The organism is Erythrobacter sp. JB1-7 (assembly GCF_057365015.1).
The window spans coordinates 2,754,209-2,767,675 of the sequence record NZ_CP200291.1; the positions used below are offsets into that span (position 1 = coordinate 2,754,209).

General features: G+C 56.1%; 16 protein-coding genes. 6 read left to right on the forward strand and 10 right to left on the reverse strand.

Features of this window, described 5'->3' with window-relative positions:
- Nucleotides 1–57: 57 nt before the first annotated feature.
- Nucleotides 58–1,122, forward strand: a complete 1,065-nt coding sequence (locus tag AC0V6W_RS13365; RefSeq protein WP_486150761.1) for a DUF2332 domain-containing protein — start codon at nucleotides 58–60, stop codon at nucleotides 1,120–1,122.
- Between the two features lie 212 nt (nucleotides 1,123–1,334).
- Here the strand turns inward: AC0V6W_RS13365 and AC0V6W_RS13370 are convergent, their stop codons facing one another.
- The 5 genes from AC0V6W_RS13370 to AC0V6W_RS13390 all read right to left on the reverse strand — a co-directional run bounded on the left by AC0V6W_RS13370 (nucleotide 1,335) and on the right by AC0V6W_RS13390 (nucleotide 4,727).
- Complete coding sequence (locus AC0V6W_RS13370) at nucleotides 1,335–2,222, reverse strand: alpha/beta fold hydrolase (protein WP_486150763.1); 888 nt, start codon at nucleotides 2,220–2,222, stop codon at nucleotides 1,335–1,337.
- Between the two features lie 40 nt (nucleotides 2,223–2,262).
- Nucleotides 2,263–3,099 (reverse strand): helix-turn-helix domain-containing protein, encoded by an 837-nt coding sequence (locus AC0V6W_RS13375; RefSeq protein ID WP_486150765.1) that lies wholly within the window; start codon nucleotides 3,097–3,099, stop codon nucleotides 2,263–2,265.
- Between the two features lie 28 nt (nucleotides 3,100–3,127).
- Complete coding sequence (locus tag AC0V6W_RS13380) at nucleotides 3,128–3,934, reverse strand: SDR family NAD(P)-dependent oxidoreductase (protein WP_486150767.1); 807 nt, start codon at nucleotides 3,932–3,934, stop codon at nucleotides 3,128–3,130.
- A gap of 65 nt (nucleotides 3,935–3,999) precedes the next feature.
- Nucleotides 4,000–4,458 (reverse strand): NUDIX hydrolase, encoded by a 459-nt coding sequence (locus AC0V6W_RS13385; RefSeq protein WP_486150769.1) that lies wholly within the window; start codon nucleotides 4,456–4,458, stop codon nucleotides 4,000–4,002.
- Nucleotides 4,455–4,727, reverse strand: coding sequence for a BolA family protein (locus AC0V6W_RS13390; protein WP_486150771.1), 273 nt, complete (start codon nucleotides 4,725–4,727; stop codon nucleotides 4,455–4,457). The genes AC0V6W_RS13385 and AC0V6W_RS13390 overlap by 4 nt, the downstream gene beginning before the upstream one ends.
- A 64-nt stretch (nucleotides 4,728–4,791) precedes the next feature.
- Here AC0V6W_RS13390 and AC0V6W_RS13395 point away from each other — a divergent pair, with 64 nt between their 5' ends.
- Nucleotides 4,792–5,385, forward strand: a complete 594-nt coding sequence (locus tag AC0V6W_RS13395) for a J domain-containing protein (RefSeq protein WP_486150773.1) — start codon at nucleotides 4,792–4,794, stop codon at nucleotides 5,383–5,385.
- Here AC0V6W_RS13395 and AC0V6W_RS13400 read toward each other — a convergent pair.
- The 3 genes from AC0V6W_RS13400 to AC0V6W_RS13410 form a co-directional block, all read right to left on the reverse strand.
- Nucleotides 5,382–6,008, reverse strand: a complete 627-nt coding sequence (locus AC0V6W_RS13400) for a glutathione S-transferase family protein (RefSeq protein ID WP_486150775.1) — start codon at nucleotides 6,006–6,008, stop codon at nucleotides 5,382–5,384. The two genes, AC0V6W_RS13395 and AC0V6W_RS13400, sit on opposite strands and share 4 nt — an antisense overlap.
- A 1-nt stretch (nucleotide 6,009) precedes the next feature.
- A complete protein-coding gene (locus AC0V6W_RS13405) occupies nucleotides 6,010–6,372 on the reverse strand; it encodes a DUF1428 domain-containing protein (RefSeq protein WP_486150777.1) in 363 nt (120 codons plus the stop codon).
- A gap of 64 nt (nucleotides 6,373–6,436) precedes the next feature.
- Nucleotides 6,437–7,276, reverse strand: a complete 840-nt coding sequence (locus AC0V6W_RS13410) for an oxygenase MpaB family protein (RefSeq protein WP_486150779.1) — start codon at nucleotides 7,274–7,276, stop codon at nucleotides 6,437–6,439.
- A gap of 84 nt (nucleotides 7,277–7,360) precedes the next feature.
- Here AC0V6W_RS13410 and AC0V6W_RS13415 point away from each other — a divergent pair, with 84 nt between their 5' ends.
- From AC0V6W_RS13415 to AC0V6W_RS13430, 4 genes are all read left to right on the forward strand, one after another.
- Entirely contained in the window at nucleotides 7,361–8,044 is a 684-nt protein-coding gene (locus AC0V6W_RS13415; RefSeq protein WP_486150781.1) for a cupin domain-containing protein, read from the forward strand.
- A gap of 73 nt (nucleotides 8,045–8,117) precedes the next feature.
- Nucleotides 8,118–9,110: a cobaltochelatase subunit CobS gene (gene cobS / locus AC0V6W_RS13420; RefSeq protein WP_486150783.1), complete on the forward strand. Its 993-nt coding sequence runs from the start codon at nucleotides 8,118–8,120 to the stop codon at nucleotides 9,108–9,110.
- Nucleotides 9,111–9,114: 4 nt separating this feature from the next.
- A complete protein-coding gene (locus tag AC0V6W_RS13425; protein ID WP_486150785.1) occupies nucleotides 9,115–10,230 on the forward strand; it encodes a hypothetical protein in 1,116 nt (371 codons plus the stop codon).
- A gap of 117 nt (nucleotides 10,231–10,347) precedes the next feature.
- Nucleotides 10,348–12,540 carry a transglycosylase domain-containing protein gene (locus AC0V6W_RS13430; protein ID WP_486150787.1) on the forward strand — a complete coding sequence of 731 codons (2,193 nt, stop codon included), beginning with the start codon at nucleotides 10,348–10,350 and terminating at the stop codon, nucleotides 12,538–12,540.
- Here AC0V6W_RS13430 and AC0V6W_RS13435 read toward each other — a convergent pair.
- Together AC0V6W_RS13435 and AC0V6W_RS13440 are read right to left on the reverse strand one after the other, a co-directional pair.
- Nucleotides 12,537–12,941, reverse strand: a complete 405-nt coding sequence (locus AC0V6W_RS13435; protein ID WP_486150789.1) for a PaaI family thioesterase — start codon at nucleotides 12,939–12,941, stop codon at nucleotides 12,537–12,539. The genes AC0V6W_RS13430 and AC0V6W_RS13435 overlap by 4 nt on opposite strands.
- Nucleotides 12,931–13,425, reverse strand: a complete 495-nt coding sequence (locus tag AC0V6W_RS13440; protein ID WP_486150791.1) for a PaaI family thioesterase — start codon at nucleotides 13,423–13,425, stop codon at nucleotides 12,931–12,933. Before AC0V6W_RS13440 ends, AC0V6W_RS13435 begins: the two co-directional genes overlap by 11 nt.
- Nucleotides 13,426–13,467 lie beyond the last annotated feature (42 nt).

The window sequence follows — 13,467 nt, forward strand, 5'->3', positions numbered from 1 at the left end:
AACCAAAACGGCGGTCGTATAACGGGAGTTTTAAGCCGCATGGAAGCGCATGATATTATGGCTACGCAAGAATTTGATGCCGCGATCCAGTGGCAGGCAGATCATGCGGCCAAAAATGGGGCACCGTGTACGGCGAGAGTGATTAAAGCGCTTAGGGTGATCCGCAATAGCGACACCGCATTGGGCCGCGCCATGACTGGTTGGGAAGGGCTGACCTTGAAAGATGCGCTGCCGCTGCGCGTGGCAGGCGGTTTGCACCATCTTGTCTTGAGCGGTCGAGATACCCGGCTGAAGCCCGTTTACGAGGGCCAGATCACCGATCAGGATGAGATTGACGCGCTTGTGCTTGATATCGCCCGCCAGCATGATGCGGAGTTGACACCGTGGCTTGATGGGCCGCCCCAAACCAATGAGGCTGGACGTTCCGCCAGCATTATGGCGGGATTGCTGTGGCTGGCGCAGCGGGTCTGCGCGCGCTTTGATCTGTTTGAGCTGGGTGCAAGCGCCGGGGTGAACACCATGATGGAACGGTATTTCTATGATCTGGGCGGCACGCAGGCTGGCCCCGTCTCATCACCAATGCAAATCCGGCCCGAATGGCGCGGCACCGGCACACCGCCACTGCCGCCGAGCGATTTTGCAATCCTATCGGTAAACGGGTGCGATGTTGCCCCCATCAATCTGGCCGATCCTGACGCCGCCTTGCGGCTCAAAGCCTATGTCTGGCCCGATGCGGGGGAACGCATGGAGAGGATTGATGCTGCGATTTGCCTGGCAAAACAGGCACCGCCTGACTTGGTACGGATGGATGCAGCCGGTTTTGTCGCGCAGGAACTTGCCCGGCCGCAGATGCCGGGCACGACCAAGGCGATGTTTCATTCGATTATGTGGCAATATATGCCGCGCGAAACGCAGAAATCTATCGAAGACGCATTTGCCGCAGCGGGCGAGAACGCCGCGCCAGATATGCCGCTCGCCTGGGTCAGTCTGGAAACAGACCCGGCGACTTTCCGGCACGAATTGAAAGTGCGGTTTTGGGACGGCAGGGAAGGTTCGGGCACGCCAACCTTGTTGGCGCACGCCCATCCGCATGGCGCATGGATTGAATGGAGCGGAGCCTAATTGGGTGAGTGGAGGGCCTCCCTCCACGTCACCATCCTCCACTCGTCAATCGTTCAGCAGCAATCGCAATCCTGACACGTAGCGCCCTGCTGACACTTGGTGCAGTCGCAATCACAACAATCGGCTGGGATATGATATACCATTTTATTTCTCCTTGTATATCAACAACATAGCGCGGATCGTATCCAGATGCCAGCAAAAACCCGCGCAGCCTAGATGGGCAGGAATTTTTCCATTGCTGCGTTGACTTTATCAGGGGCTTCCCATGGCACAAAATGTCCGCAATTCGGCACGCGCTCTATCGTCAACGGGTCGACAATGTCGTCCAATCCTTCGATATTCTCAGGCGGCAAAGCGAGATCGTCCAGAGCCCAGATCACCAATGTCGGGATGGTCAATTTCGGCAGATCGAGCGGCACGAAATCGGCAGGCAATTCAAACGGCTCTTCCATTGCGGGCACCACCAGCGGGCTGGCGCGGTAGTAATTCAGCATGCCAAAGGCTGCATCGCGGTTTTGCCAATCGCGCAGCAAGGCGTCACGCTCATCCGCTTCCATCGCGCTGGGGCGGTCCCATTTGACCTCTTTCAGCATCAGGCCTGTGAGCCCCTGATCTTTCACTAAGGCATCGTTGGCGGGATCGCGAAATCCGCGAATATATTGGCTGGCCTCGCGCTGGCCGGGATGGGTGTAAAGCAGCTTTTGAAAGATTGCAGGGTGGGGCGCATTGGCGATAATCGCCCGCTCAACCCGCATATGTTGTCCGCCCAAAGCCACGCCCCAGGCAATCGCGCCGCCCCAATCATGGCCGACAATCGTGAATTTGGATAAAGACAGCGCATCGGCCAGCAGGAAGACATCGCCGATCAGCTTGTCAGGCGTGTATGCGCTAACCTCTTGAGGTTTGGACGACCCGCGATAGCCGCGCTGATCGGGCGCGATGCAGCGAAAGCGATCCTTGAAATGCGCAATCTGGTGGCGCCATGTCCGGTGGCTTTCTGGAAATCCGTGAAGGAAAATCAGAGGCTGGGCATCAACCGGCCCTTCGTCGATCACGTCCAAATGGATGCCATTGGCAAGTTCAACGCGCTTTTGTTCCATGCCGGCCGTTCCTTATGTGTTTGCGGCCCGCAAGCAGGCCCTAATCGTCATAGCGGCTGTTTTCGCGAAAGCGCAGCCCGGCGGTTTGCAGAGGCGTTTCGGCCTCTTTAAACTGGCCCGGCGTCATATGCGCAAACATCCGGAATTCCTTGTTAAGATGCGAATCGTCGAAATATCGCAATTCGGCAAGCACTTGATCGTTGGGGCTGCTGAACCCGCGAATAGCCGCTGCCATATCAAGGAACCTGCTGCGCCTTAGAACGGCCTTAGGCGTAAGCCCGAAATGATACTTGCAGCGCCGCTCCATCTGGCGAACCGAAAGCCCGATTCGCTGCGCCGCCTCATCAATTCGGATCGTGCTGTCCTGACGCGATATGCGTTCAAACAAGGTCATCGCCTCATCGACATGATAGCTGCCAATCTCGTCCAGCCTCCGTGTGAGGATATCTTCGACGATTGCGATCTTTGTTTCATCGTCGGGCGCGCGGGCGGCCTCTTCATGTAAAGTGTCTGCTAGCGGTCCCCAGATATCGCGCAGAGCAAGCATATCGTCGGCAAAATCCGCATGGGATTGGGTGAACAATGCGCGCCATCCGCCGGGGCGAAAGGCAATACCGATATTATCAAGGCTGCCGGTAAGTCGAACCTTGTATGGGCGGCTGTTTGCACCTGAAAACAGGGCATAGCCCGCGCGCGACAGTTCATCGGGCGCGTCCCCGCCGCGCCAATCACCTGTGATCAGGCACCGGACAAAGGCGGTTTCTGCCAGCAGGAAATCCTCAATCACGTGATTGTCAGGCAATGGTGCCTGAAAGATGTAATAATCCCGGACATAGGGCGCGAGCTTAGCTGATGGCTTGAAATTGCGAGAAAACATAATGTTACGGCCCAGTCTTGCCTGTTTTTCAGGCTTCCATTTTCTCCATATATCCCGCCGCGACCATGCCTGCGACCTGATCCATCAATTCCTCCGGGGTGCGGCGCAATTCGCCCATCGCCTCTTCAGACCCTCGCGCCACGATAATTTCCCGGGTGCCCGCAGCGATTTCGTCGAGCATGGTTTTGGCTGCATCTGCGGCGGGTATTCCTTCATCAATCACTCTGTCAGATCGGCCCCTCTTGTGGCCATCACCGACAAGCGCATTGCGCGCGACATCGGTGGCGACTGATCCTGGGTAGATGACATGAACACTCACACCCGTTTGCGACAATTCCGCGCGAAGGGCATCGCCATATCCAGCGAGGCCAAATTTTACCGCTGAGTAGGCCGTGCGCATGGGCACACCCACTTTACCCGCGATTGAGGAAATGAGCGCAATACCACCTGATCCGCGATCTACCATATGGCCGATAAGCCCTTGGCAAAAAGCGATTTGTGCGGTCAGATCTATATCAATAATATCGCGGTAAACCTGCATGTCGGTCTTGAGCGCCCGCGAACGCTGCGACACACCGGCATTGGCAAAAGCAAGATCAACACCGCCTTTCCAAGCGATTGCTTTTTCGGCGGCATCCGCCAGCGCGGCATCATCGCGAACGTCAAAGGGCAGGATCAGCGTTTCGCCGCAATCGGCTGCGACCGCAGCAAGCCGGCTTTCATCGCGCCCTGAAAGCACAAGATGCGCGCCGCGGCCCGCTAAATCCCGCGCGAGCGCTGCGCCAATTCCCGATGATGCGCCTGTTATCCAGACCGTCTTACCGGTGTAATCCATGTGCTCCCCCCAGAATTCTGGCCCCAAACTGTTGTAATGCGTAACAGAAAGTGCGCGAAGGGCAATCAGCTTGAAATATTCCTTTTTATAATGGCGGCGATATTTTCCGGAAATATTGCTTCAGGCCATTCGCCCAATTCGCGGTATGTGAACCAGCGGTGCTGCGTCATCACCTTTTGTTCAAGCGGGGTGTGGCGCGCTGTATCGATAGCCGCATCGTCTACGCGAATGAGGAAATAGCGTTCATCGGCTTGCACAGGCTCGCCTTCGACCGTGACAAATTGCGGAGTGGTGCGCGCGATTTGCTTCCCCGGATCAGCAATAATGCCGGTCTCTTCAAGCAATTCACGCCGCGCGGCTTCTTCGAACGTCTCACCAGCTTCGCATTCACCGCCGGCCGTTACCCAAAAAGGCGCACGGCCCGGCACATTAAAGCGAAACATGAGTGCGCGGGACTGCGGACCGAGCACGATGATGCGCGCGGATCGGCGGATGCGTAAGGGGCCGGCTGCAGGTTCGCTCACCCTGTGGGCACGCCAGCTTTGATCGCGACAGCATGCACTCGCTCGCCAACAATATCGCCGAGTGCTGCGATCACCGCTCGCTGCCGGGCAAGGCGCGTCATATCGGCGAACTGGGCCGCCTCGATCACGATGGTAAAGTGCGATTCGCCCGATCCATCATCGCCTGAATGGCCAGCATGGCTGGCGCTGTCATTGATAATCTCAAGCCGCGTCGGCGCGAAGGCCTGCGTCAAAAGCGCGCTCATTTCGTCAGCTATGTGTCCAACCATTTGTGTGTTTCCCGAATTGCAAGTCTTGGCATTTGGCATATGAGGCACCATTCTCAAGCTCTTAATGGCTCAATCCCGATTTCATGGCCGCCATGAAGGCGCGCATCGGCAATGCGAACGGCCCGGTTGCACCGAGGCCGGAGAGTTTCGCGCGCCCGGTCACCGTGCTGCCGGGTTTGATGGGCCGGGCACATGGCGCTGGTTCTGTCTTGAGCATGTGCGCGAATTCAACGCGGGCTATGATTGGTTCGAGGGCATGAGCGCGGACGAAATCCTCGCCGCGCAATCGCCAATGTCGGGATGGCGCACCGAAAGTCCGGGGTTTTCCGCCAAAGTCCATGTTGACGGTATGCCGCGCTGGGCCGATTTCAACGATCCGCTTGATGCGATTTCTGCGCGCGCGGCGGGGATCAAAAGCAAAGCCCAGCGCGAGGCGGCAATGGCCATGGATGGGCGGTTTTCCAAAGACGAAGCCGAAGCGCTGGAAGTCATGGGCCTGGGCACAGGCACCGATAAACGGCGATTGCGGCGGCGATATTCAGAGCTGGTCCGCCGCTATCACCCCGACCGAAATGGCGGGGACCGCAAATACGAGGCGCGGCTGGGTAAGGTGGTTGAGGCCTATCAACTGCTCCAGAAAAGCCGTGCTTTGACCTAGCTGCCCGCCTGTTCAATCAGCGCAGCATCGATCGCATTTGCCTCACTATAGGCAGGCCGCTGGGTGATGCGCTCTACATAGGCTTTGAACGCAGGGCTTTCAGGGATCGAGCCGAACCTAAGACCCCACACGAATTGGCTGCCGACATATGTGTCGGCCATTGTGAAACGCGATCCGGCGGCAAAATCGTTATGAGTAAGCCAGTCTTCCATCGCAGAAAGGGCGAGGTCCAGCGTGCCAAAACCTGCCGTCCGGGTGCGATCTTCGGACACTTCCCAGCCCAAAGCTTTCGCCAAAAGAGCCTGTTCAAGCGGTCCGGCTGCAAAGAACATCCAGCGGAAATAGGCCGCCATCTCATCGTGTTGTGGCAGAAGGCCTTTATCGGGATGCGTTTCTGCAAGGTAATGGTTGATCGCAGCCGCCTCTGTGATCACATGGTCTTGGCCGCTTTGATGATGCACCAGAACGGGCACTTTGTTCATCGGATTGATGTCTTTGAAACTATCGGGCCGCGTGGCCCAATCAAACACCACAGAGGCGTAGTCCGCTCCCGCTTCGTGCAAAGCCCAACGCGAAATCTGCCCCCGGCTCATCGCGACAGTGTAGAATGTGAATTCAGCCATTTCAGCCGCGTCCTCTGGTCAAAACGGGAGTAAATTCGCCAAAAATCATGCGCGCCGGATCGAACGGAGGATCGCCTTCAGGATAGCCTTCGAACCCTTCGCCGCGTCCCATGGCCTCTTGCGCTTTGGTGAGCGTTTCCTTGTCCGGCCAGATCACCCATCCTGCGACAATCTGCTCGCCATCTTGTGCAGCAACAGCTTTGCGAAGATCGGTGGTTTTGCCTGTCGGCACATTGGCTTCCCACAATTCCATGACTTCCAATGCGCCCTGGCTCATCGACCAGTCGGCCATGAATTGCGCGGCTTTTTGATATTCGTCCCGATTGCCCCCGGGCACGGACAGCACGGCAATAGCTACATACACAAACGCCTCCTTCGTCAGCGACTCAGCGGGCGAAGTGTATCAGAGGGCGGCGAAAATCCGGCGATCAGTTTTGTTTGAATGCCCAGCGCAATGTTCGTCCAACGGCTGATGTGGCAGCGCGTGCGGGCAGGGCGGTCAGGCGAGGGCGCTGCAACCGCAGCATTCCGCGCGCCCAATCAGGCAGCATGGACACCGCGTCTGCCCCCAACATTGCTTGCACACCGGGAGGCGTGCCGGGAGGGCGCTGGGTTAAAACCAGTTGGGCCACTTCGCGCGCTGCGGGTGTGGCGCGCAAATCGCTGCGCAATTCGCGAAAGATCGCATCAGCCTCTGCGCGGGTTTCAGGCACGGGGTCCGCCCCCAATGCTCGCGCGATCACTGCGAATTGCCGGTAATATTCATCCCTTTCCGCACCAGGCATATCGGGCCGGACATGGCGGACATATCCGGCAAGGAAACTCTGCGCCTCGACCACATGAACCCATGCCAATGTGCGCGGATTGTTGGCGATGTAAGGCGTGCCATCGGGCAAGGTGCCGCCGACACGGGCGTGAATGCGGTTCACCCGGTCAATCGCGCGCATCGCTTCGTCCTCATGCCCGAAGGTGGTCACGGCGATAAAGCGAGCGGTGCGGCGCAGCCGGCCATGCATATCCTCGCGAAAATTGGAATGATCGAGCACACCTTGCAAGGCGTGAGGGTGGAGCATTTGCAGCAAAAGCCCGCGTATCCCGCCAGTCATCATCCCAACCAGATCAGCATGCACCATGCGAATGGGCGTATCACGCGCGAACAATGCCTCATCAGAAGGCGGCACTGGCTTTTGCCCGGCTGAGGTGTCGTTAAAGACACCGCGCACTTGTTCGACCACTTTTAGTCGCAGGGCTTCGATTGGGTCAGCCATCAGAGCAAGGTAATTACTCCAATCGCATTTTTCGAGAGACGCTGCCGCTTTTAAAATCCGCTCGTGATGCCCATGTGATTGACCATGCAGATCAACGCCGACTTTGCCTCCCCCGCGATGGTGCACACAAGCACACTGGAATGGAGCGCCTCGCCTATGGCGGGTGTGGATCGCAGGATGCTTGACCGCATCGGCGATGAGGTGGCCCGGGCAACCTCTATCGTCCGCTATGCTAAAGGCAGCGCTTTTGCCGAGCATACCCATTCAGGCGGTGAAGAATTCATAGTGCTTGAAGGCGTGTTTCAGGATGAGCACGGCGATTATCCGGCGGGCACTTATGTGCGTAATCCGGTTGGCACGCGCCATACGCCCAGATCAGAGGATGGTTGCACGATCTTTGTCAAATTGTGGCAGTTTGATCCGGCAGACTGCGATCAATTCGCGCTTGATCTCACCACGCTGCCATTAACCGCGGATAGCCGCCGCGAAGGTGTGCGCGAAGCGGTGCTGGCAAAGAGGGATTACGAGCATGTCGCGCTTGAGGAATGGGATGCCAGCGCTTGTATTGAAATGAGCGAAAAAGGCGGTTTTGAACTGCTTGTGCTCAAAGGCGATATGGAGATCGGCGGTGATCGCTACGGTGTTCATGACTGGGTTCGTTGGCCTCCGGGGCAAAAAGCGTCTGTCACCGCAGGAGGCAATGGCGCGCGGATTTGGATAAAAAGGGGGCATTTGCGCGATATTCGTGTGCCCGCCCAAACCCCTTGATAAAAATAGTGAGGCGCAAGCCGCGCTGACCCTCTTGCCCGCTTGGCTTAAGGCCATTAACGCGGCCTCTGCAATGAACTCACCTGCTACACCCAACACCGCCGGCGCAACCGCCATTCCCGCCTCTCCCGATACGACGATTGATGTGCGCGATGTCTTTGGCATTGATGTCGATTGGCAAGTGCCTGCCTTTTCCGAGGCAAGCGAGCATGTGCCTGAATTTGACGCGGATTACGTTTTTGATCCTGACACCACGCTGGCGATCCTCGCCGGATTTGCGCATAATCGCCGCGTGATGGTTCAGGGCTATCACGGGACGGGCAAGTCAACTCATATCGAACAGGTCGCAGCTCGTCTCAATTGGCCCAGCATCCGGGTGAATTTGGACGCGCATATCAGCCGGATCGACCTGATCGGGCGCGATGCAATCGTGTTGAAAGATGGATTGCAAGTCACTGAATTCAAAGAGGGTATTTTGCCATGGGCGTTGCAGCATCCGGTTGCATTGACCTTTGATGAATACGATGCGGGTCGCCCGGATGTGATGTTCGTTATCCAGCGTATCCTCGAATTTGATGGCCGTTTGACACTGCTCGATCAGAACCGCGTGATCACGCCGAACCCGCATTTCCGCCTGTTTGCGACCACCAATACGGTGGGGCTGGGCGATACCAGCGGGCTGTATCATGGCACACAGGCGATCAACCAGGCGCAGATGGACCGCTGGAATGTCGTGGTGGCGCTCAATTATCTCGATGCCGATACAGAAAAAGCCATCGTTAAGTCGAAGACGCCGGATACCGATGATGGCGTGATTGCCGACATGATCAAAGTAGCGGATCTCACGCGGCAGGGCTTTATGAACGGCGATATCTCCACAGTGATGAGCCCGCGCACCGTCATTACATGGGCGCAGAATGCGGCGATCTTCAAGTCAATGGGCTTTGCCTTCCGCCTGTCATTCCTCAACAAATGCGATGAGGCAGAGCGCGTGCTGGTAAGCGAATACTACCAGCGCGTGTTTGGCGAGGATTTGCCGGAAGGGGCTGTTTCTTTTGCTGAGTAGTTTGATGGGTATAAAGAGTGTGCTAACGAAGGGCTTCCTTTGCGGTATTGCCTTCCTGCTTGCCTTTTCTTCGTTCTTTGCAACTGAAGGCAGCAGAGCTCAGAATCCTCAAATTGAAGTGCAGCAGAGCGCTTCAGATCATGGGTCGAATGAGCAAACTTTACCTCCGTCATTAGTCGTTACCCAGTCGGAACTTGCTACACCTTCAACCGATGACGGACCTGTTCAAGATGTCAGTCCACCGATACCTCCATGGATAAGCAATCCCGCGAAGGCGAAGCCTGCTGGTCGCACACATCCACCAAAAAAACCAGCTAGACCAGTTCCGATTTCGGTTATCGAGTTGCTTCCGATTGAAGAAAAGATATCCTGGATTCAAACCCCTCATCTCTTCTTTCCGGGCAGAGTTCAACCGAGCAAGGGGCGAGTGTTTGAGCATCAGATAATATTCAGTTCGCCGCTAAGTTGGGCGATTTCAGTACGCTTAAATGAAAGTGTCATGGTGAAAGCGGGCGGGCGAACATATGAGTTCGAAGCTGGAGATCTCCTGCCCGAAGTTGTTTTGGGATTAGAAGACGGGGTTGACGAAAGATTTAGGATGTATTGTACGCGTGATCTGACAGGTATTGGTCGTGGGAATTCTGAATTTGGGCGGCTCTTAAATAGCGTTCGTGATGCACGTTGGTGCTTGCAAGACACAGACAATGACAACGCTTTTGATTTGGCAGTTCTCCTAAATGTTGGCAAACCCATAATTCAGGCTGAGGCAATAGATCCGATACGATTTGATCTTCTTTATGGCGAAGTTATTAATAGGGAAACTGATAAGCTGGATTTTTCACTATTGAAGGTCGGTAAAAGTATAGTCAGCTTACGATTAAATATTAAAATAAAAGGTGAATATCTATTTTTTAGCTTCATGCGTTCTGGAGATTATTCAAATCCACAGATTCTCAATCTCAATTATAGCGAGGAGTTTGGATCGAACATTAATGTCTTAGGGGTGAGATTTACTATATCAGAGGCCGATAGACGAGCTAACTCAGCGAGGGTTTATTGGAAACCTGCCATAACGGAGAGAAACGAATTTGTGGTTATGCCAACGAAATTTGAGCGATAGTTGACGATAACTGTGTGCTCGCAATGCTGCGTCGTCAGCCTCTAGCGCTTGGAAGCAATCGAAAATCAAAGGGGGCCATTGCACGCCAGTGTAATACTTTGCTAACACAGTTGGTGTATGGGCGTATTTGACCGATTCTGGAAATACTCGCAGGGGCGCGATGCTGCGGCTGGCCGTCGGTCGGAAGGTGATACGCCGGATGGTGAGTATTTCGCCACCTATGAAAGCCAGCGCCCAGTATTTGACGACGATGATCTGACGCCGCAAACTTCACACACTACGCGCCCGATCCCCGATTACGATAGCTGGGATCAACGGCTCGGCGAGCTGGATGATCACATTGCCCCTGAGGAGCGCAAACGCCTTCCATGGTGGAGGCCTGCATATTATCGCGGGCGCAAGAAACGCTGGTGGGCGGTGCGGATTGTCGCTCTCAGCCTCTTTGCTTTTATCCTGCTGGTGGCGTGGCTCGCTGTCACCGCACCCTTGTCCAAAAGCTTGGAGCCGATTGCCCCGCCGCAGGTTACTCTGCTGGCAAGTGACGGAACGCCGATTGCGCGAAGCGGGGCCGTGGTCGCCGCGCCGGTCGAAGTGAACGCTTTGCCAGATCATGTAATCGAAGCCTTTCTCGCGATTGAGGACCGGCGGTTTTATTCGCATTGGGGTGTCGACCCGCGCGGCATTGCACGCGCTGCCTGGACTGGGCGGGGCGGGGGCAGCACGATCACCCAGCAATTGGCAAAGTTCACATTCCTCACGCCAGAACAGACCATGACCCGCAAAGCGCGCGAGGCGTTGATCGCTTTGTGGATGGAATCCCAGCTCACCAAAGACGAAATTCTGGGCCGATATCTGTCCAACGCCTATTTCGGCGACAATCAATATGGTTTGCGCGCAGCCAGCCTCCATTATTTCTATCGCAAGCCTGAAAATCTCCTTCCAGAACAAGCAGCTATGCTGGCAGGTCTCCTACAGGCACCGTCGCGTTACAATCCTACACGCCATTTTGAGAGAGCCCGCTCTCGTATGTACTTAGTCACCCAAGCCATGGTGGATGCAGGGTATATGACGCAGGAAGAACGCGACGCACTGCCTGTGCCAAAGCTCGATGTGCGCACGCGCGATGACTTGCCCACGGGCACCTATTTTGCCGACTGGGCGCTGCCATTGGCGAGGGCAGGGATGGAGACAAGCTATTCTGCGCAAGTGGTCGAAACTACGCTTGATGCGCGGCTGCAAAAACTGGCCGGACGTGTGATTGGCCGCGCCGCATTGGGCGATGCTCAAGTGGCTCTGATTGCAATGCGGCCCACGGGCGAAGTTGTCGCCATGCTGGGCGGCAAAGATTACGCGGTATCGCCGTTCAACCGCGCGACACAGGCAAAGCGCCAGCCCGGTTCAACGTTCAAGCTGTTCGTCTATCTGGCCGCTCTGGAAGCAGGTTGGGAACCCGATGACACCTTGCCCAACACTCCGATAGAAAAAGGGTCTTACCGGCCCAAAAATTCAGGCGGCAGTTATTCGGAGACGATCACACTGGAAAATGCACTGGCGACATCCAGCAATGTGGCAACTGTGCGGTTGTTCAACGAAATTGGCAGTGAACGGGTGATCCGCACGGCCCGGTCGCTGGGGGTGACCTCGCCTATGGCCGAAGGTGATCCCAGCCTTGCTTTGGGCACCTCGTCCATGACATTGCTTGAGCTCACATCCGCCTATGCGGGGATTGCGGCCAATGAATTTCCCGTGCGCGCATTTGCGTTCCCGCAACAAGAAGAAACCTGGTGGGAATGGCTGACAACGCCTGAAGACAGCGTGTCTTCAAGCGCGCATGACGATATAGAAAAGATGCTGCGCGCCGCAATCAATCGCGGCACAGGCAAAGCGGCCACATTGCCAATTGCCAATTACGGCAAGACCGGAACGACTCAAAACTACCGCGATGCGCTGTTCGTTGGCTATGCCGGCGAAGGCGAGGATGCGTTGGTGGTGGGGGTTTGGGTTGGCAATGATGACAATACGCCCATGGGTAAAGTCACCGGCGGCGGTTTGCCAGCGCGCATCTGGAAGGATTTCATGCGCGGTGCCTTGTCGCTGAAGACCGCGCCAGCGCCCAAATCGTCGCCTAATCCCCAAGGTCCATTAGAGCGGTTCGACATAGAAGAGGGTGAGACAATCCCGCTTGATGAGGAAGGAACAGAGCTGCGCTTTGACGAAAATGGCGTGACGCTGACCACCGATGTTGACGGGGTTAGTGTCGATTTGCGGCTGGATGAAGACGGTTTGGCGCTTGAACCAAGCGGGCCTTAACTCACCAGTATGTTCATCACTGCGCTTGCAATTGGGCGAGTGCGATCATCCTGCCAGGCTTCCACCGTCACATTTGCATTTCGGCGGCCCAGCCGGGTGATCCGGCCAAGCGCAAATGTCTGCTTTTGTTGGCCGGCTGACAGATATTGGACGGTGATGTTGATCGGCTTCATGCTTGCATCAACACGTCCTTCATGGGTGAGAACTGAGCGCAAGGCGGCATAGCCTGCATTTTCCAAAAGACCGGCGGTTGCGCCGCCGTGAAAATAGCCTGGCCTGCCTTCCACGTTGGAACCGAAGTCGATTGTCAGGATCGGCAGATCATTCTCGATTTGAGCCATCTCAATGCCAAGCGAACGGGCATAAGGCGTCAGGGGCGGACCGTTTGTGTCAGTCATCATGGGCCCCTTCGATTTTGGCTTTGGCAGCCGTTCGCGCGTCTTTGGCGATCGTCATAAACACGCCTGCAACATGAGCGACCGGGTCATCGATGTCTTCATCATAGGCGACACCCCTGACAAAAGCGGCAGAGCGTGTCATTTTGTAGCATTCAACTCGGCCAAAGACGCTGCATTGCGGGCGAGCGGGGCGCTGGTAATCAACTCTCAAGTCCAGAGTTGCGACAGGGGTGAATGTGGTTGATGTCTGCCAGATGGACATGCCGCTGGCCATATCCATCAGGCTGATGATCGGGCCAGAGGCTAGCACGGCAGCCGCCTTGTCCTGCGCATCTTCGCCGAGCAAATCTTCGCGCCAGGGCAATTCAAGTTCGACCCAATTGCCACCGTGACTGCTGTATCGAAGGCCCAGCCAGCCGGTATGGCCGTGACGGAAGAAAAACTTCGATGCCTCGCGGGCGTCAAATTTGGCGGCCTCAGAACTCATGCACGCTTCCTGACATCAAAACAAAATGATCTAACCGAGTTT

What these genes read in the sequence shown, in the direction of transcription:
- AC0V6W_RS13415 (WP_486150781.1), top strand. Translation starts at nt 7,361, where the DNA reads ATGCAGATCAACGCCGACTTTGCCTCCCCCGCGATGGTGCACACAAGC.
- AC0V6W_RS13440 (WP_486150791.1), bottom strand. Translation starts at nt 13,425, where the DNA reads ATGAGTTCTGAGGCCGCCAAATTTGACGCCCGCGAGGCATCGAAGTTT.
- AC0V6W_RS13365 (WP_486150761.1), top strand. Translation starts at nt 58, where the DNA reads ATGGCTACGCAAGAATTTGATGCCGCGATCCAGTGGCAGGCAGATCAT.
- AC0V6W_RS13370 (WP_486150763.1), bottom strand. Translation starts at nt 2,222, where the DNA reads ATGGAACAAAAGCGCGTTGAACTTGCCAATGGCATCCATTTGGACGTG.
- AC0V6W_RS13435 (WP_486150789.1), bottom strand. Translation starts at nt 12,941, where the DNA reads ATGATGACTGACACAAACGGTCCGCCCCTGACGCCTTATGCCCGTTCG.
- AC0V6W_RS13400 (WP_486150775.1), bottom strand. Translation starts at nt 6,008, where the DNA reads ATGGCTGAATTCACATTCTACACTGTCGCGATGAGCCGGGGGCAGATT.
- AC0V6W_RS13430 (WP_486150787.1), top strand. Translation starts at nt 10,348, where the DNA reads ATGGGCGTATTTGACCGATTCTGGAAATACTCGCAGGGGCGCGATGCT.
- AC0V6W_RS13390 (WP_486150771.1), bottom strand. Translation starts at nt 4,727, where the DNA reads ATGGTTGGACACATAGCTGACGAAATGAGCGCGCTTTTGACGCAGGCC.
- AC0V6W_RS13380 (WP_486150767.1), bottom strand. Translation starts at nt 3,934, where the DNA reads ATGGATTACACCGGTAAGACGGTCTGGATAACAGGCGCATCATCGGGA.
- AC0V6W_RS13425 (WP_486150785.1), top strand. Translation starts at nt 9,115, where the DNA reads ATGGGTATAAAGAGTGTGCTAACGAAGGGCTTCCTTTGCGGTATTGCC.
- AC0V6W_RS13410 (WP_486150779.1), bottom strand. Translation starts at nt 7,276, where the DNA reads ATGGCTGACCCAATCGAAGCCCTGCGACTAAAAGTGGTCGAACAAGTG.
- AC0V6W_RS13375 (WP_486150765.1), bottom strand. Translation starts at nt 3,099, where the DNA reads ATGTTTTCTCGCAATTTCAAGCCATCAGCTAAGCTCGCGCCCTATGTC.
- cobS (WP_486150783.1), top strand. Translation starts at nt 8,118, where the DNA reads ATGAACTCACCTGCTACACCCAACACCGCCGGCGCAACCGCCATTCCC.
- AC0V6W_RS13395 (WP_486150773.1), top strand. Translation starts at nt 4,792, where the DNA reads ATGGCTCAATCCCGATTTCATGGCCGCCATGAAGGCGCGCATCGGCAA.